Below are 16,922 nucleotides of genomic sequence, written 5' to 3'. Positions count from 1 at the left end.
TGGAGGGAAGCTGCACTCATAGAAAGGAGAACTGTGCGTCTCAGCGGTTCTATAATGAGCCATGCGCGACTTCGAGGCCTGGCATGATCAGGGGATGGAATTCCTTTGGGAGTTCAAGGAGTCGGGTGATCCACAGGCGCTGGCCAAGTCCTTGCCGTTGCTACGCCGGTCCGTTGAAACGGGACAGAAAGATAAACTAGGTCAGGCCGGACGCTGTGTTGCGTTGAGCCACGCGCTCCAACTCCAAGCACGGGTCACCAGTTCCCGCACGGTGCTCGACGAAGCAATCCAGGCGGCGCGGACCGGCCTCGATGCCACTTTCCGCGGTCACCCCGTGGAGTGGCGTGCTTATGCCGTCCTGGCCGGTGCTCACGAGCTGGCCTATGACATGTTCGATGATGTCACGGCACTTCGTGATGCCGTGCACCCGCTGAGCATGGCGGTGATCGCGCGGCGCCAATCGAAGGGTCGCGACCAGCGTGCGGAACGGGCGCGGCTGCTGGTGAACCTCGGGCTCGTCCATGGCAAGATCGCAGCACGCACCAGGGACGTCGAGGCCGCCAGGCAGGCTGTCGGCGTCGCCCAGGAGGCTCGTTCGCTCCTTGGCCGGGGAGACCCGGATCTTCCCGCTGTCGAGGGCAACCTCGGGTTGCATCTGCGTGTTCACTACGAACTCGCTGGAACCGAGCAGGACCTTTGGGCGGGCCTGGCCCATAGCCGCGCTGCGGTGTCCGCCCTCCAACCTGGTAGCGAGCAGTACTTGATGGCGGCCGGCGACCTTTCCGTAACCCTTCAGGTCGCCGCCGAGCGCAACGGCGACATCCGGTTCGCGCAGGAGGCGGTCTCGCTCGGCCGCCAAGCCGCGTCATTCTTGACCGGGCGAGACGGCGAAACAGCGAAGTATCTGGCACCGCTCGCCACCGCCCTCCAACTTCTGCACAGCTTCTCCGGAGAACTCGCACTACTCGACGAGGCGGTAACTCTTGGTCGCAGAATTCTTGAATTAGGGCCCGCAACCGGTATCGAACGAGCCGAACATCAGACGAATCTCGCCAACGCGTTGCGTCTGCGTGCCGACTTCAGCGGTGCCTCGGCACTCCAGCGGGAGGCGGTCGGGTTGCTGAGCGAGGCCGCCGAAGCCTACGACCTCGACGATCCGCGGCTCGCTGACGTTCTGCTGAACCTGAGCAACGAACTGACCGGCCTCTACATCATGACGGGCGACTTCCCAACCCTCTATGAATCCGATGAGGTAGCCGGACGCGCTCTCGCGCTCGTCCGATCCCACGATCCCGACCGGGCCCGGCATCTGCTCCAACGCAGCTACGCCCTGTTGGCGTTGTACCGGCGGACCGGGGATGACTCATCACTGGAAGAGGCCATCGGTCATGCTCGGGAGGCGGTGGAACGGACCCCGCTCGGCCACTCCGATCTCCCGTCCCGGCTGTCCGCGCTCTCGGACGCATTGCTCGCGAAGGTCCGCGCCGACGATGACGAAGAGCACCTTCCCGAGGCCGTTCGAGTCGCTCGCGGCGCGGTCGAGCATTGCCGGGCCGGCCGTCCCGAGCGGGCGCGGCTCATGAGCGACCTGGCGGACGCGTTGTTGGAGGCGCACTCCCGAACCGGCAATCTCGCGCCGCTCTCCGAGGCCGTCGATCTGGGCAGGCGGGCGTCAGAGGACACGCCCCCGGGACGGCCACATCACGGTGCGGTCCGCTACCGGTTGGGTCAGGCGCTGCTGGCTCTGTACAAGCGGACAGGGGACCGCGGGCTCGCGCAAGAGGCCCGCGCCGTTTTCGGGTCGGCCGCCGGGTCCACCGCGGAGCCGACCGGCCTCCGGATCGCCGCTTATCGGGGCGTGGCCGAGGCCGCGCACGCCATCGGCGACGATCAGGGCACGCTCGCGACCCTGGAAGAGGCCGTCGCGCTGCTGCCGCAGGTCTCGCCGCGACGCCTGGCCAACACCGACAGGTCGCACCGGTTGGCCGAGACCGCAGGACTGGCGGGAGAGGCCGCCGCGGCCGCGATCCGGCTCGGACGGCCCGAACGGGCACTGGAACTGCTGGAACAGGTTCGCGGGCTGCTGCTGGCGGAGGCCGTGGACGCCCATGACCGGCTCGCAGCGCTCAAACGGCGGGACCCCGAGCTCGCCGCCCGATTCGTCGCCCTCCGCAACCAGCTGGACGCCGCACAGACCGACACCGATGACCCCGTCCGGATCAGACATCGGCAGCAGACAGCGGATGAGTGGCAGCGGACCGTTGAGGAGATCCGGGCGATCCCCGGGTTGGAGGGCTTCCTCACGCCTCCCTCAGCCGCACACCTGGCGTCATGCGCGGCCGACGGACACGTCGTCGTCATCAACTCCAGCCGGTTCCGCTGTGACGCGCTCGTCGTGACGGCCGACCCACGGCGTCCCGTCCAGGTCATCGAGTTCCCAGGCCTTACCCAGGAGGCCATCGTCGACCAGGTCGTCCGCTGCGTCGATGCGACCTCCGGTGGCGATGACACGGTGCCCCAGCTCGCAAGGCGGATGGCCGCGGACGCCGCTCTGTCGCACGTACTTGGGTGGTTGTGGGATGAGATCACCGAACCGGTTCTGAATCGTCTCGGGCTCATCGGCGCGCAGAACTCCGGCGGCGGTAGGCCGCGATTGTGGTGGTGTCCGGTCGGAGAAGTCGCCTACCTTCCATTGCACGCCGCCGGCCACCACGAGGAAGGACCCCAGGGGAAGCGCACGATCCCGGACCGCATTGTCTCCTCCTACACCCCCACCCTGCGCGCGCTGATCCGTCCCCGTACAGAATCGCCGTCCACAAACGGCGCCCTGGTGGTGGCGATGCCCGAGACTCCCGGTAGCCATGAACTGTCGGCGGCGCAGGAGGAAGCGGTCTGCGTGAGCGGCTTGGTCAATGGCGCCCGGACACTGGTGGGCCCGAAAGCCACGTACACCACAGTTCTGGATGCGCTGCCGCACTACCCTGTGGTGCACTTCTCCTGTCACGTGAGAACTGACTGGGCCGACCCGAACCAGAGCCTTTTGCTCCTCCATGACCATCAGACCCGTCCCCTGACTGTCAGCGCCATCGCAGCGCTCCGGCTGGATGGCGGCGAGCTGGCCTTCCTGTCGGCGTGCGGGTCGTCGCTGACGGCGCCGCGCCACGCCGATCAGGCAGTGCACATCACCGCCGCGTTCCAGCTCGCCGGATACCGCCAGGTCATCGGCACTCTCTGGCCCATCGTGGATGACGATGGCCTCGCCGTCGCCGAGGCCGTCTACACCGTGATCACCGACTCCGGCGCCACGGCGCCGCGCACCGGCCAGGCGGCCGAAGCCGTAACCGACGCGGTCCGCTCTCTCCGGCATGAGGTCGGCGCGGGAAAGCCGACACGATGGGCCGCATACATTCATGTTGGAAAATAGGAAAAGAGGGGACGTGGCGTTGGAGTTCGCAGTCAAACTCGCGGCGTTCTGCAAGGAGTTGAACGGCCGGCTTCTCGAGGAACTGGCCAGGAACAACTCCATGGTCGACGTGTATGAAAGCCTCAGAGAGGCGGTCCGCGCAGAGCGTGCGGGTGATGAGGCCGAAGCATGGCTTGACCAGCTCAACGACCTCGTCCGCCGGGAGCTGGGCCGGGGCTTCTACCCCGACTCCCGCAATTTCCGTCCGTTGAACGGCGGGGCGCAGTCCTCGGGTGCACGGTGGTGGCACTGCCCGGCAGGGCTGTGCGCAGGGTACGGCCGGGTCCTCCCAGGGCAGTCCGCACCGATCTGCGGAGCACTGGGGGCAGCACTGGTCGCGGGGCCACCAGGTCTGTGAACGGCTTCCTGGGCGAAATCGGCAAGAAGACGGCCGAACGCTGGCTCTCACTGCTCGCCCTGCCCGGCGTCCTTTACCTGGCCTGTGTCGTCGTCGCGACGACTCTTGGGCACGAGCACGCTTTGGATGTCGGCAAGCTGAGCGAACAGATCACGCGATGGTCCACTGGACCGGCGCTCAAATCTGTCGGCGGTACGGTACTGGTTCTGGTGGCGCTGCTGCTGGGATCGGTGGGCGTCGGGCTTCTGGTGGCCGCGTTCGGAGCGCTCATCGAGATGCTCTGGATGCTTCCCGGCCGAAGACGGCCTGCAAGATGGCTGACCGATCTTCGCCGCGAGCGCTCCCGCGAGGCCAAGCGCAAAGTGGATCGCCTCACCAATCCGCTGGAACTGGCCGGAGCGATCGCGGCGGCGGACCGCATCTGCCTTCTGGAGGCCGATCGTCCGACATGGATCGGAGACCGCATCCGCGTGACGCGTACGCGCGTGATGTCCGTCTACGGGCTGGACCTGGACGTTTCATGGCCGCGGCTCTGGCTCATCATCCCCGAGGAAACGCGCAAGGAACTGTCCGCCGCTCGCGACGCGCTGACGGCCTCCGCCCGGCTGAACGCTTGGGCCGTCCTGTACCTCGTCCTCACGGTCTGGTGGTGGCCGGCGATGCTGGTGGCCCTCACGACTCAGGCCGCCGCGGTCATCCGGGGACGCTCGGCCACCAGCAGACTGGCCGAACTCATCGAGGCCACCGTTGACCTCCACGCTGCGGATCTCGAGAGCCGCCTTCGCCCCCTCCAGGAGAGCTTCTCCGATCCGCAGGCAGGTCCCAGGCTGACCACCCTGATGCGCAAGGGCCGGTGGGACCCGGATTCGACCATGGGGAAATGAGCTTCTCGTCCCCATGCCGCACCGGTCGGCCGCGGCGACCACCGGGCCGGTTCGCCTGCGGGCCACCCGGCTCTTGCCGGGACGGGCACGGTACAGACCACTCCGGCAGGCGAGGACGAGGCCGCCGAATGCCCCGGTCAGTTCCTCGGAAGACGATGGCCCGCGCCCGTGCCCGGACCATGGCGAGGGCGCGCGCGGGCGGGAGTTCATGGCTCGGTTCGGGCTCGCTGCCGCTCCGGACGACGGCAATGAGCCCGACACCGACACCGAGTGAGCGTTCGGCTCACCTGAGGTCGTCGAGCTTGACGCCGTCCGCCTCCCATGCCTTCCAGCCGTTGCTCTCGTAACCGGCGAGCGCGACGGCCGCCGGCGACGGGTCGGTGAAGACCCTGCCGTCGGCGATGCGGATGCAGCCGCGGTCGGTGACCGTGGCGCGGTGGGTCTCGTTCTTGCGGGGGCGGTGCCAGGTGAGCGTCTCACCGGCCTTGAGGCGGCCGGCCTGGATCAGCGGAAGGAGCTTGCCGTCCTTGTCGTCCTCGGCCGGCGGCTCCTGCTCGTCGGCCAGGCCCGCCAGGCGGCGCAGCACACTGTTGGGGGCGTCGAAGCCGACCGCCTGATTCTCCAGCCAGGCGTAGACCTCATCATCGACGCGGATCGAGCGCATGTCGCCTCCAGGCTTTAGATGCTTTGACCTTTGGAAGCATAGCAAACTCTAGAGGTCAGAGTCTACAGAGTAGAACGATTGTCGTACTCCCGGGTGAGGACGTCCAGGGGCAGGCGCGGCCAGCGCGTCACGGCGCCGGTGAGCTGATCGACGATCAGGACGAAGGCGTCCTCGCCGGCGTCGGAGGCGGGCCAGGCCACGAACCCGTACTCGAACGGCTCGATGCCGATGGGGGGCGCGGGGCGGTCGCCGCGCGTCAGGCAGGTGTCCGCGCGCCGCCACGCCTCGGCCCGGTCGATCGGGACGGGACGGACGGAGTACGCGGCGAGGACCCCGGCGGCCCGCCGCAGCGTGCGGCACTCCGGGGTGCCGCACGCCAGGCAGTGCCGCCCGTCCGGGCGGTGGCCCTCCAGGACGGCGGTGAGGGCGACGGCGCAGGCCATCGCCAGGCACCGCGAGTCGCGGAGGAAGTCACGCGTGTGCGGGTCGAGTTCCGGCGGGTCCTGGACGAACGCGGCGATGGTCTGCGGGTCAGCACGCAGGGCGGCGATGACGGCCGAGTGGACCCGCCGGCTGACCCATTCGTGGAGGGCGGCGTGCCCCTGGTTCACGTCATGTCCCCGGTCTCGAACACCGCGGTGACCGTACGGCCCCGGTCGTTGCCGTGCCAGCCCCACGACTCGGCGGTGAGCGAGATGGTCCGCAGGCCGCGTCCCGACTCGTCGGTCACGGCGGCGTCGCGGGCCACGGGCTCGCGGGGGCCGCCCTGGTCGGCGACCGAGACGGCCACGAGGCCCCCCACGAACCGGACCTCCACGGTGAACGACCCGCCGTCCTGCCCGGACTTGGTGTGCCGGAGCGCGTTCACCACCAGCTCGTCCACGGCGAGGACGACGTCGTCGAGGCAGGGGCGATCGGCCAGCAGGCCGGAAACGAACCGGCGGGCGGTGCGGGCCTGCGTGGCGTCGCCGGAGAACGTCCGTCGCCAGCACAGCGCCGCGGGCGCGGTGTGAGCGGGAAGTGTCGAGAGCATGTGCGCTCCATGGGCCGAAGTCGCCGGGAAACGAGCGGGGCACCCGCACGGTGACCATATGCTCACACGTGGTGACGTCACAGGAAAGCGAAGTGTGCCGGACAGCGGACTCCAGAGCGCGATTGGTGCTTCCCGACCACCGAACGTTCGCGGGCCGAACGTCCGGCTCCGTCGAGTTCATTCTCCCGGCGCGCCCCGGATCAGGCCATGACCGGCGCAAACCACGGCACACCGAGCCGGACGGCGAGTGGTGGGGGTGGCCAAAAGCACGGGCCGGGCGTTCCGTACTGGTTCGCGCTGCCGTGTTCAGGGGACCCGGGAATCGCGATGGTGCTCCAGTAGCCACTGCGCATGTGCTCGGAGATGAGGGGCGAGCCGGGCGTGGATGGCGTCGCGGTCGGCGGCTTGTAGGAGGATGGCCGCGACCGTGAGTTCGGCGAGCAGCCCGTCGCGTGTTGCCAGGACGTCGGCGAAGGTGTCGCGGACGCGGGCCGCCAGTTCTGGGACGGGAAGGGCGTAGGCGTGGAGGTTGGCGGCGTCGAATCCGTGGGGGGCGGGGCCGAATCCTTCCCAGTCGAGGATGGTCAGTTCCGGACTGGTGAGGTTGGCCCAGTGCAGGTCGCCGTGGGCGAGGGTCCAGCGGCGGACGGTGGTGTCGATGCCTGCATCGCCGAGGTAGCGAGGGATGGTGCGGTGTACGTAGTCCTGGCTGATGACGCGTGGGCGGCCGTCCGGAACCGGTGTGGCCGCGACCGTGCTCGCAGCCCGCTGCAATCGTGACCACCATGCGTCGGGCAGGGCGATGTGTTCGGTGAGGTCCGGAGTCGGGGAGCAGACGGGCGCCGTTACGTAGGTGCTGAGTTCGGCTCGGTAGGCGTACCCCTCATGAACCCAGCCGGCTGCATCTAGCAGCCGGGGGCGCGGTACCTCCATCGGCAGGGTGGCGGCGGCTTCTTGAGTGCCGGTCCACAGCTTTCCGCCCTCCTTGCCCACTGGTGCCTCCAGTACTCGGAGCCAGGCGTTTCCGTGGGACGTCGTGACGGGGGCGCCGATGGTCCTTCCGCTATGACCCCAGGTTTCGGCTGCGCCGCGGGTGGGCGCGCAACCGAGCCGGGCCGTCGCGCCGGCGAAGGCAGCGTGCATCCGTTCGCGGACGTCTGGGTTGTCAGGCTCGAAGAACACGGCAAATGTCCTGGAGACGCGCGGGTGGAATGGGTGGACGCTTGAATGCGCTGAGTGCTTCTCGCCAGTGTGCCGTAGTCGAGGCCGAAAGCAGGGCTCCGGTGAGTCCGGGCGTGGAGGCCACTACGGCGAGCGTCGCGGCGACCTGTGAGGAGTCGGGACGGATGAACTCGGCCAGCTCGGGAGTGACCAGGTCGATGAGTTCGCCGCCGTTCAGTGGGGCAGAGGCCCACACCTCCAGACCGGCCCCGGCGCCCTCCGCCACAGGGCCGGCGCCGTGGAGGGCTTGGGCAACGGGTGTGAGTTCGATGAGGTTGAGGGGTAGTTGGATCGCCCGCAGATGGGTTCGGGCGCTCCCCGCTGCTCGTCGCGCCGCGGTGACAAGGTCCTGAACGGTGAAGGCGCCGCTGGTGAAGCCGCTCCAGGTGGCGACGCCGTAGCCGGCGATGTCGCCTTGGTGGGCGGCTTCCTCGAAGATCGTGAAGGCTTGGGTGATCCGCTTGAGCAGTCGGCTTCGGTCTCGGTGAGCGCCGTGTTCGGGGTTGTGCAGGTACAGCAGGTCGAGTCGGCCGCGGCCCACCTCGGTGATGTTGGCGGTGATGCGGTGTCCAAGGTAGGCGGGCGCTATGGAGTGGCAGGCGGCAACCTCTTCGGAGGTGATGAGGCCCGCCTGTCGAGCGATCTGGGCTTGGCGTCGGGTCATGTGCCCCGCCTTGGTGGAGATGCGCAGCCCAGGTCGGGCGGGTAGCAGACCGGCCAATTGTGCATGTGCGCTGCCTCGCGCGTAGACAGGCGCGGTGTCGATGACGGTGACCCCCGCCGCGATGGCGGCGCGGGCGGCGGCGGTCACGTCGCGGCATCGGTAGGTGCCCAGGCCGAGAACCGCCATCATGCCTCGCCCACGGCGATGATCCCGTTGCGCAACAACTGGTCGAGCAGGCCGACGGCCTGGGCGGTGGTGACGTTCGCGACCTGGGCCAGAGTGCTGAGCGTGACCGGCCGACCGGAGATGAGCGCCTCCAGTAGCGGGGTCGCTTGGGACGCGAGTGTCCAGCGTTGGCCGGCGGCCTCCAAGGTCAGCGTCTGCTCGGTGCGGTGCAGGACGGCCCGGGACGTCACGAGCCGGACGTGTAGATCGGGGTCGTCCTTGAGCCGCTCGCGCACGGCGTGTGGCAACGAGAAGCCGCCGCGAGCCCCGGAGGCAGCATCACACGCAGCCAAATATGCATCGATCACCGCAGGGTCGTTGAGGCGTTCGACCAGTAGCTTTCTCATCTCATGGCGCCAGACCGCCTGGGCGCCTGGGTCGGCCAGGCGGGGGAGGTCGGAGCGGACGGATGGTTGTGCGCGTAGCTCATCCACCACCCATGACAGCAGATCGACTCCGGTGTGCGTGGCCAGCCCGCAGGTCAGGTGGAGCGAGTGCTGTCCGGTGGACGCGGCGGCGGCGTGCCACCAGCCGCGCGGGATGTGCAAGGCGTCCCCGGCCTGAAGGACGAACTCGTCGATCGGATGCTCGGGTGGTGCGTCGTCGAACTCGACGTCTCGATACAGCGGAGCGGGACGGGTCGGGCCGTAGATCCGCCAGCGTTTGGCCCCCGATACCTGGAGGACGATGACATCGTGGTCGTCCCAGTGGACACCGAAGCCTTCTCTCGCCGTCCAGGAAGCGTAGGCGTTGACCTGCACGCCCGTACGGAGATGGCGCTCGAGTGTGCTCACCATGGCACCGACCGGCGGATGCATCTCCTCGACCGCGTCCAGGACCAGCGTCGCGCCGTTGCGGAGCTGCTCGGCGACGAGATGCGGCTGCGGAGCTTCCCACGGCGGCATGCGCCGGTACGTCCGGCGCTGGCAGTACTCCGACGCCGGGATGGTGGCACCGTCGGCGGACAGCCGAAGACGCGGCGGCTCCAGCCGATGAGTGTCAAGGATTTGGTTCAGTGCCGCCCAAGCCAGCAGACCGGCGAACCGGTCTCGGCCGGCGGGCGATGCGGAATAGACCTGGTGGGTGCGGCCCAGGTGCTGGGCGAGGAACCGGTCCCCGCCCAGCACCTCGACGATCAAGTCGATCATGGTCGTCGATCAGCCGTCGTTGAGGTCGGACCTGCCGGATCCCCCGCCGTCGGACGGCTGGGTGGCGCGGCCACGCGCCGCGATGATCTTCTCCACGGCCACCACCAGGCCGCCTGCCTTGCTGCTGTCCACTGGGAATCTCCCTTCCCGTTCCGCTCCGCTCCGGTCGGCGGAGCCGTCGGGCTTCACCTTGTGTCCCTTGGCGAGATCGGAACAGTGAACGAAGCCGTGGCTTGCTCCCGTGGAACCGACCCACGGACGCGTCTCGCTGATCGCCATGGCTCGCGGCTTGCGCGCCGCTACCCTCTGACAGGGGGTCTTCGGCGAGTCAAGGACGAATAGCGGCGTGACCAGGCGCAGGTACTTCGACCCCGGATCGGTGCCCGTGGGGTTCTGGTGCCGAGAAGACGTCGCGCACGCCCTCACCCGCCGTGATGTCGGTCGGCTTTTCCGGCTCTTCCTCGATCAGTTCGCCGAGTGCACCCAGACTCAGCTGGCGTTACTCACCCAGCATGATCGCTCTGACATCTCCAACTGGGTGCGGGGTACTCGCCAGGGCCGGGTCTCCGACATCGAGGTGCTCACCCGTATCGCAGACGGCCTGCAACTCCCCGATCAAGCTCGGCTCCTGCTCGGCCTCGCCCCAGCGGGCTCTTTCACCCTTAGCCCGAATCCAGCTGTTCCCCGGCAACGTGCGCAGTTACGTGACGCCGAAAAGCCGACGGCCACCACAGCACCTGTGCACGTGGCCATCTGCGGCAGCAGAGCCCCCGACACCGACGCCGGCGTGATCGACGCCGCCGTCCGGTGCCTGGCCCGCCTCGTCATGAGCCGGGGCTACCGGGTCAGTCACGGCCCGGTCGGCGTGGGCATCGAGGTCATGACCTACATCGCCGACCAGTACCGTCCTCCCGACATCTCCCTGGCCCTCGGGCTCTTCGGTCACCGCAACGTCATTCAGGACGCGCAGTTCGTCATCGTCCTCGGCGGCGGGACCGGAACCCAGACAGAAATCGATCTCGCTCTGTCAATGGGCAAACCGGTTATCGCGCTCCCGGCCAGCGGAGGAACCGCCCGCCGCTTCTACCACCAAGCGGCCCGCGACCATCGCCTCCGCGCCTCGCTGGACGAGGAGCGGTTCGCCGCCCTCAACACTTGCGCCGACCCCGGTGAAGACTTCGTACGTATCGTCGAGCAACTGATCAGCAACGACTCTGGAGCGGCTAATGACTGAACGCCCCTACGTGCTCTTGTCCTGCGCGGCCTCGATCGACGGCTACATCGACGACACCACGTCCGAGCGGCTTCTGCTGTCCAACGATGAGGACTTCGACCGAGTCGACGAAGTCAGGGCCGGCTGCGACGCCATCCTCGTCGGCGCCAACACCATCCGCCGAGACAACCCGCGCCTGCTCGTCCGGACAGAGGAGCGCCGCAAAGCCCGCGTCGCCCACGGCCTACCCGAGAGTCCGATCAAGGTCACCTTCACAGCCCGCGGCGACCTTGACCCTGGGGCCAAGTTCTTCACCGCCGGCGGCGTCGAGAAGATCGTGTACTGCTCCAGCAGCGCGGTGGCCGGCTGCCGTGAGCGCCTTGGCGACGTCGCCACCGTCGTGGACGCAGGTGACCCGGTCGACCTCAACACCGTGCTCGCCGACCTTGCCGACCGAGGAGTTCAGCGATTGATGGTCGAAGGCGGCGGTACCGTCCACACCCAGTTCCTCACCGCCGGACTGGCCGACGAACTCCAACTCGTGATCGCCCCCTTCTTCGTCGGCGACTCCGCCGCGCCGCGCTTCGTCGGGACGGGGCGGTTCCCGCACCATCCCGGCAACCGGATGACGCTCGAAGAGACCCGTCCCATCGGCGACGTCATCCTCGCCCGCTACCTCCTCGCACCTTCCTGACCGGGTGGGTAGGGCTGCCGGCGGACGCGTCCGCCGGCAGAGGTCGCCTCTGGGGCAGGTGGATCGGCGCAGGCGGCACCCTGCGGCCATCAACTGACGGGCAGGCCGAGACGGTCGAAGAAGGCGCGGTTCCGTTCTGTGGCCAGATTCAGGAGGCGCTCGAACGAGAAGACCTCGATGTAGGTTTCGTAGTTCGCGTTGTAGCCGAAATAGCCAAGATTGTCGTGTGTGGCGCGCAGGCCGGCATTCTTGCAACGTCGACGCATGGGCGCCGTCAGGTCCGCGATGATATAGCAGAAGGCCGGAATCTGGTCTGATTGCGGGATCGCGCGACCGCCCGCGGTCTTGGCTTCGCCCTCGCGAATCTTCTCCAGGTAGTTCAATGCCTGGTCGATGGGATCCTTGTCCGTTCCGGTTCCGATGTCGTCGCGCATCGGCCGTTTGATCTCGACCACCGTGATGGCGGCGAGCGGCATTCTGTCTCCCTCGGCGACCAGCATGGGCACGTTGGCGAGCTGGAGCGCCAGCAAGTCCGGTTTGAGGGTGGAATCCGAATCGGTGATGGGCATTGACTTGATGGGCTTGTCCGACGCCAGGAAGTTGTGAAACGCGAGGCTCTCGTCCACGAGCCACAGGTTGCTCGCGTCGGGCGGCGTTTCGTCGCTGGTCGTGCGCATCGGCATGATCAGACGATGCACGACTTCCTCTTTGACGTACTTTCCTTGCTCGTTGGCTCGAATCGCCTTGGCCAGCAACTCCAAGATCACCCGCCGGTGGGAGACGTACGCGGCGAGGTCGGACTTCTTGATGTCGCTGACCTTGGTCAGGTACTTCTGGATCCGCTCACTGTATTCCGCGTCCTCGGTGATCTCCTCGTTGAGGACCTGCTGGCCTTCGGCGAGCACTTCGGCCTCGATGTCGGCCAGCTGCCGGTACAGGTGCACTTCCAGTTCCCGGTCGGAGATCCCGGGATCGACTCCCAGCTTCTCTTCGCTGATGTGGGGCAGGATCGACCGGTAGCGCGGGGACTTGTGGTCAATGTAGTCCCTGACCCGCGCCATACTCGCCGCACGCGACTCGGCGAGGTTGGCGTGCAGGTGCTTCTCCACCGCTTCCAGGACGGCCGCCCGAATGTCCGACAGGGAGGGCTCGCCCTCGTCCAGGGTCCCCTCCGTCACATCGGGGATGTCGAAACCGGTCCGCTCGGAGCGGACGGAATCGTCAAGGTAGTCGCCCGTCAGGTAACAGGCGTACATGAACTCGGTGCTTCCGTCCTTTATCCGGCCGTGCAGGCCCGGTATCTTGCCGGACAGCTTCTCTGGGGTGACCACCCTGGTCGCGGCGCACCAGTGCAACTGCGGGGCGGACCTGCTCGTGGCCGTCAGCCGCAGATGAAGGAGCGAGAATTGCTTCTGCTTCACGGTGATGTCCGTCCTGCTGGACGAACCGAGCAGGTGTTCAGCGCAGATCTTCTGGAGATCGATCTGCTCATCAGAGTCGATCACCGTGATGTGCGGAGCGCCACCCGGACGGACGAAATACCAGAGGCAGTGCTCAAGGATGGCCTTGGCGATGGGGGGCGCGCTCTTGGGCGCCTGCTCCCGGTACCCCTCGGCGAAGGACCGCAGCCGGACTTCGGTTCCCGTATCCGATCCGGGTGAGTCTCGAATCTTATCGTCGGACACTCCATTTTGGCTTGTGAATGTGAATTCACGCTCCAGAATGGTGCCGCCGTCGCCGACGTAGCGACTCACCACTTCGACCTTATCGAATGCCTTCAGCCATAGCAGCCGTCCCACCCCACGGCAGCCCTGCTTCGACTTGTACTCACTGTTACGGCAGCTGTAGATCGTGAATTTGGGGATGTCGCTGCTGGTCAGCGGGGCAGCTTGAGATGATCACGATCGGGTGGAGTCCCGGACATGCGGGACGGCCGCCGTGATCTTTGCTTTGTGTGACGAAAACCAAAACCCCGACGACCGTCGGGGGCACGATAGCGCATGCCGAACAGCAGCGGCGGGCCCGGTTTCTGGACGCGGTGATGACCCGGATCGCGGGGTGTTTCCGCAGGTGTGAGCCGCGACGGCTGGCCCGGGAGTTCGTGCTGGGCCTGCTGATGGAGCTGGAGGACCACAACTGCTGGACCTTGGGCGAGGCGCTCGGGCACACAGGCCCGCACCGGCTGCAGCACCTGCTGTCGAGGGCGAAATGGGACGAGCGGCAGGTCCTGGACGAGGTCGCGGCCTGGGCCGTTGAACACTTGACCGGCGGCGACGGTGGCGCCGACGGTGACCAGGACGCGGTGTTCATCGTGGACGAGACCGGCGACGCCAAATCCTCCACCGATTGTGTCGGGGCGGCGCGCCAGTATTCGGGGAGCCTGGGCGGGGTCGCGTTGTGCCAGGTGACGGTGAATCTCACCTACGCCACCGGCCATGGCCACACCATCATCGACCGCCGCCTGTACCTGCCCAGAGACTGGGCGGCCGATGAGGAACGCCGCGAGCTGGCCGGTGTCCCCGAACAGGTCGAGTTCGCCACCAAACCGCAGTTGGCCGCCGCGATGCTCGCCCGCGCCCGCGGCCGCGGGATAGGCGCCGGGTTCGTGGCCGGGGACGAGGTCTACGGCGGCCGAGACCTGCGCACCTGCGTCCGGAGCCTGGGCATGGGCTATGTGATGGCCGTCAAGCACGACCACACCGTGGCCCTCGGCCCGCACACCACCACCGCCCGCAGGGCCGTCCGGCTGATCAGTGACGGCGGGTGGCAGCGCATGCGCACCGGCACCGGGACCAAAGGCGTCCGCTCCTACGACTGGGCCATGCTCGCCATCACACCCGACGACACCCCCGACAGCCACCAGGCCGGTGACCAGGCCGGATGCACGGTCCTGCTGGTGCGCCGGCACCGCTACACCCGCAAACTGTCCTACTACCGCTGCTACAGCCCGACCCCGGTGCCGCTGGCCCGGCTGGTGGCCATCGCCACCGTCCGCTGGAAGATCGAAGAAGACCACCAGCTCGCCAAACAGGCCTGCGGCCTGGACAAAGGCCAGACCACCCGCTGGGTCTCCTGGCACCGCTGGACCTGCCTGGCCCTGCTCGCCTACACCTACCTCGCCGTCACCACCGCCACCGAACGCCACCCCGGCGACCCCGAATTGATCCCCATCACCGTCCCCGAACTGCTACGGCTCATCCGGGGGACCGTCGTACCCCCGCCCCGCACCGACCCCCAGCACCGACACGCATGGTCACTATGGCGCCGACGCCACCAGCAACGAGCCCGAGCCTGCCACCACGCCTGGCACACCTACGCCGAAACCACCCCATGATCACAGCAGGTCAGAGCCGAAATTACAGCTGCCGTAACTGTCAAGGGTCTTGAAGGACTCCATGTTCTCGTCATGGAAGCCCTCGCCGTTATCTATGACGATGAAACCGGTGATGTTCCCCTTGTCCGCCGACCTTCGACGCGGCTCGTCGAACGGCAAGGCAGTCTGCTGATCACGGACTATCCGTACCTCGATCCTGGCGGAATCCATGTCCTCATGTACCGAATCGACTGCCTGGACCGCGTTCACAACGGCTTCAAAGAGGGGATGCAGGGCGCAGGTCTTCGAGAGCTTCATATTGCGTAACCGGCCGCTAAGAGATGCCTTAACGGTCATATCGCCCCCGCCCGTCTCGTCCATGTGGGCATGCTAGCCGAGCCGGTCCCAAGGCGCCGGGTTTACCCGGCAGGCGGCAATATCGGACTCGCCTCATCCCCGGTCGATGTGAGCCGGTTCCCGGACCGGAGCGGACGCCGGCCTGTGTCGTCCTGGGCGAGGGTGACATGGGGTAGGTGTGGCAGGGCGAGGACGGGACGGGCAAGTCCGCGAAAGTCCGCTGATCCTTTGGCAGGCCGCCGCGGAGACGTCCCCCATTCAGCTCGAAACGGCACGGTCGGCCCTTCTATGACATCCGGAGTTCGGCAGCCGGGCGCAGCACCGCCGCGCGGGGTCGCGTGCCCTGGCTCCGGCGCGGCGCGGGCGCTCCGGACAGCGGGCAGGACGGTCTCCGGGCCGGCGTCCGCCAATCCGCAACTCTCATTTTCTGAACGTTCGCGGGCCGGACGTGCCCGGTCGGCACGTACGTTCTGCGACCATGCCTGTCCGGATCAGGCCATTGATCGCCCCCTCCCCTTGACAACCGCATAGCGTTACGAATGTCAACGGAAGGTAATCGTTCGCGGTCGTCGCGCCGTGCCGACGCATCGCGAAGGTCTCCGGGAGGTCGCGATGACCAGCCCCTATATTCGACGCCGCCGCCTCGCCGCCGAGCTGCGCAAGCTCCGCGAGGCCCGCAGCCTCACCACCGATGAGCTGGCCCGGCTCATCTACCAATCCCGATCCAAGATCTCCAAGCTGGAGAACGCCCAGATCCGTCCGGACCTCGCCGAGATCATGACGATACTCGAAGTCCTTGAGGTCACCGGCAGGCAATACGAGAAGACCATCCGGCTCGCCCGAGACGCCTCCGCCAAGGGTTGGTGGGACAGATACGGCAACGCCATGGGTCCTCGCCAACGCCTCTACGCCGACCTGGAGTCTGGTGCCGAGTCCATCCGTAGCTACAACCAGACGGCCTTCCCAGCCGTCCTGCAGATCCCCGAGTTCATCGACGCGATGGTCGACCTGGACGAGCACCAGGGAACGCTCGACTACTCACCGGCCCGCATGATCGAGGCCCGAACTCGCCGACAGCAGCACCTCCTCAGCCCGGACGGTCCCACCTATGAGGCCGTACTCGACGAAACCATGATCCGCCGACTCGCCATACCGGCCACGGTGAAGGCCGCGCAGCTCCGACACCTGATCGAGGTCGTCACAGCCGAGCCGCGCATCGTCATGCGGGTGCTGCCATCGGACGTCCTCATCACCGGCGGCTTCCTTCCGAAGGCGTCGTTCTCTCTCTACGCCTTCCCCGAGACAACCGACCCGGCAACAGCAGTGGTCGATACCGTCACCACCGATCTCGTTCTCACCCAGCGTCGCGAGGTGGCACGGTATACCGAGATGTATGACCGCCTCGGGGAGGTGGCCCTGTCCTCTGCCGACACTCTCGCCTTCCTTAGCGGGGTGGCCAACCGGCTGACCAACGAGACAGAATCGGGCACATGACCAAGAACTACGCAGGCTGGCGCAAGTCGCGGCACAGTGAGCCGAACGGCGATTGCGTGGAGGTTGCCAAGGCCACGGACGGCAGTATCGGTGTTCGCGACTCCAAGGCTCAGCCCCCGGCCGAGATCCTTGAACTTAGCCGTACAGAGTGGGCTGGGCTCCTCACCCGTCTACGCAACGCCTGAGGCTTT

17 protein-coding genes are annotated in these 16,922 nt (G+C 67.3%); 8 read left to right on the top strand and 9 right to left on the bottom strand.

Annotated features, from left to right (window positions below; translation table 11 throughout):
* The first annotated feature begins 61 nt into the window (after positions 1-61).
* From ACQP1N_RS02975 to ACQP1N_RS02965, 3 genes are read left to right on the top strand one after another with little or no spacing between them, the layout of a single operon-like run.
* On the top strand, positions 62-3,424 hold the full coding sequence (locus ACQP1N_RS02975; protein WP_433228953.1) for a CHAT domain-containing protein: 3,363 nt from the start codon (positions 62-64) through the stop codon (positions 3,422-3,424).
* Positions 3,425-3,437: 13 nt separating this feature from the next.
* A complete protein-coding gene (locus ACQP1N_RS02970; RefSeq protein WP_433228951.1) occupies positions 3,438-3,821 on the top strand; it encodes a hypothetical protein in 384 nt (127 codons plus the stop codon).
* A complete protein-coding gene (locus ACQP1N_RS02965) occupies positions 3,818-4,705 on the top strand; it encodes a hypothetical protein (protein ID WP_433228949.1) in 888 nt (295 codons plus the stop codon). The genes ACQP1N_RS02970 and ACQP1N_RS02965 overlap by 4 nt, the downstream gene beginning before the upstream one ends.
* A gap of 283 nt (positions 4,706-4,988) precedes the next feature.
* Here ACQP1N_RS02965 and ACQP1N_RS02960 read toward each other — a convergent pair whose 3' ends face one another.
* From ACQP1N_RS02960 to ACQP1N_RS02930, 7 genes are all read right to left on the bottom strand, one after another.
* Positions 4,989-5,369, bottom strand: a complete 381-nt coding sequence (locus tag ACQP1N_RS02960; RefSeq protein WP_433228948.1) for a hypothetical protein — start codon at positions 5,367-5,369, stop codon at positions 4,989-4,991.
* A 62-nt stretch (positions 5,370-5,431) separates the two neighbouring features.
* Positions 5,432-5,980 (bottom strand): hypothetical protein, encoded by a 549-nt coding sequence (locus tag ACQP1N_RS02955; protein ID WP_433228946.1) that lies wholly within the window; start codon positions 5,978-5,980, stop codon positions 5,432-5,434.
* A complete protein-coding gene (locus tag ACQP1N_RS02950) occupies positions 5,977-6,402 on the bottom strand; it encodes an ATP-binding protein (protein WP_433228945.1) in 426 nt (141 codons plus the stop codon). Before ACQP1N_RS02950 ends, ACQP1N_RS02955 begins: the two co-directional genes overlap by 4 nt.
* Before the next feature lie 306 nt (positions 6,403-6,708).
* Complete coding sequence (locus tag ACQP1N_RS02945) at positions 6,709-7,395, bottom strand: phosphotransferase (RefSeq protein ID WP_433228944.1); 687 nt, start codon at positions 7,393-7,395, stop codon at positions 6,709-6,711.
* Positions 7,396-7,567: 172 nt separating this feature from the next.
* Entirely contained in the window at positions 7,568-8,476 is a 909-nt protein-coding gene (locus tag ACQP1N_RS02940) for an aldo/keto reductase (protein WP_433228942.1), read from the bottom strand.
* Positions 8,473-9,660 (bottom strand): cupin domain-containing protein, encoded by a 1,188-nt coding sequence (locus ACQP1N_RS02935; RefSeq protein ID WP_433228940.1) that lies wholly within the window; start codon positions 9,658-9,660, stop codon positions 8,473-8,475. The genes ACQP1N_RS02940 and ACQP1N_RS02935 overlap by 4 nt, the downstream gene beginning before the upstream one ends.
* A 9-nt stretch (positions 9,661-9,669) precedes the next feature.
* Positions 9,670-9,792, bottom strand: a complete 123-nt coding sequence (locus ACQP1N_RS02930) for a hypothetical protein (RefSeq protein WP_433228939.1) — start codon at positions 9,790-9,792, stop codon at positions 9,670-9,672.
* Positions 9,793-10,006: 214 nt separating this feature from the next.
* Here ACQP1N_RS02930 and ACQP1N_RS02925 point away from each other — a divergent pair, with 214 nt between their 5' ends.
* Together ACQP1N_RS02925 and ACQP1N_RS02920 are read left to right on the top strand one after the other, a co-directional pair.
* A complete protein-coding gene (locus tag ACQP1N_RS02925) occupies positions 10,007-10,894 on the top strand; it encodes a hypothetical protein (RefSeq protein WP_433228937.1) in 888 nt (295 codons plus the stop codon).
* Positions 10,887-11,567, top strand: coding sequence for a RibD family protein (locus ACQP1N_RS02920; RefSeq protein ID WP_433228936.1), 681 nt, complete (start codon positions 10,887-10,889; stop codon positions 11,565-11,567). Before ACQP1N_RS02925 ends, ACQP1N_RS02920 begins: the two co-directional genes overlap by 8 nt.
* An 89-nt stretch (positions 11,568-11,656) precedes the next feature.
* On the opposite strand, the gene ACQP1N_RS02915 is transcribed toward ACQP1N_RS02920, so the two are convergent.
* Positions 11,657-13,321: a hypothetical protein gene (locus tag ACQP1N_RS02915; RefSeq protein WP_433228934.1), complete on the bottom strand. Its 1,665-nt coding sequence runs from the start codon at positions 13,319-13,321 to the stop codon at positions 11,657-11,659.
* Positions 13,322-13,521: 200 nt separating this feature from the next.
* On the opposite strand from ACQP1N_RS02915, the gene ACQP1N_RS02910 reads away from it, so the two are divergent.
* Positions 13,522-14,901, top strand: coding sequence for an IS701 family transposase (locus ACQP1N_RS02910; RefSeq protein ID WP_433225973.1), 1,380 nt, complete (start codon positions 13,522-13,524; stop codon positions 14,899-14,901).
* Here ACQP1N_RS02910 and ACQP1N_RS02905 read toward each other — a convergent pair whose 3' ends face one another.
* On the bottom strand, positions 14,902-15,261 hold the full coding sequence (locus ACQP1N_RS02905; protein ID WP_433228933.1) for a hypothetical protein: 360 nt from the start codon (positions 15,259-15,261) through the stop codon (positions 14,902-14,904).
* Between the two features lie 588 nt (positions 15,262-15,849).
* On the opposite strand from ACQP1N_RS02905, the gene ACQP1N_RS02900 reads away from it, so the two are divergent.
* A complete protein-coding gene (locus tag ACQP1N_RS02900) occupies positions 15,850-16,731 on the top strand; it encodes a helix-turn-helix domain-containing protein (protein WP_433228932.1) in 882 nt (293 codons plus the stop codon).
* On the top strand, positions 16,728-16,916 hold the full coding sequence (locus ACQP1N_RS02895; protein WP_433228931.1) for a DUF397 domain-containing protein: 189 nt from the start codon (positions 16,728-16,730) through the stop codon (positions 16,914-16,916). Before ACQP1N_RS02900 ends, ACQP1N_RS02895 begins: the two co-directional genes overlap by 4 nt.
* The last annotated feature ends 6 nt before the right edge of the window (positions 16,917-16,922 follow it).

It is taken from the genome of Actinomadura formosensis (assembly GCF_050948385.1).
GTDB lineage: Bacteria > Actinomycetota > Actinomycetes > Streptosporangiales > Streptosporangiaceae > Spirillospora > Spirillospora formosensis.
This window is presented reverse-complemented; position numbering and strand designations above follow the sequence as displayed.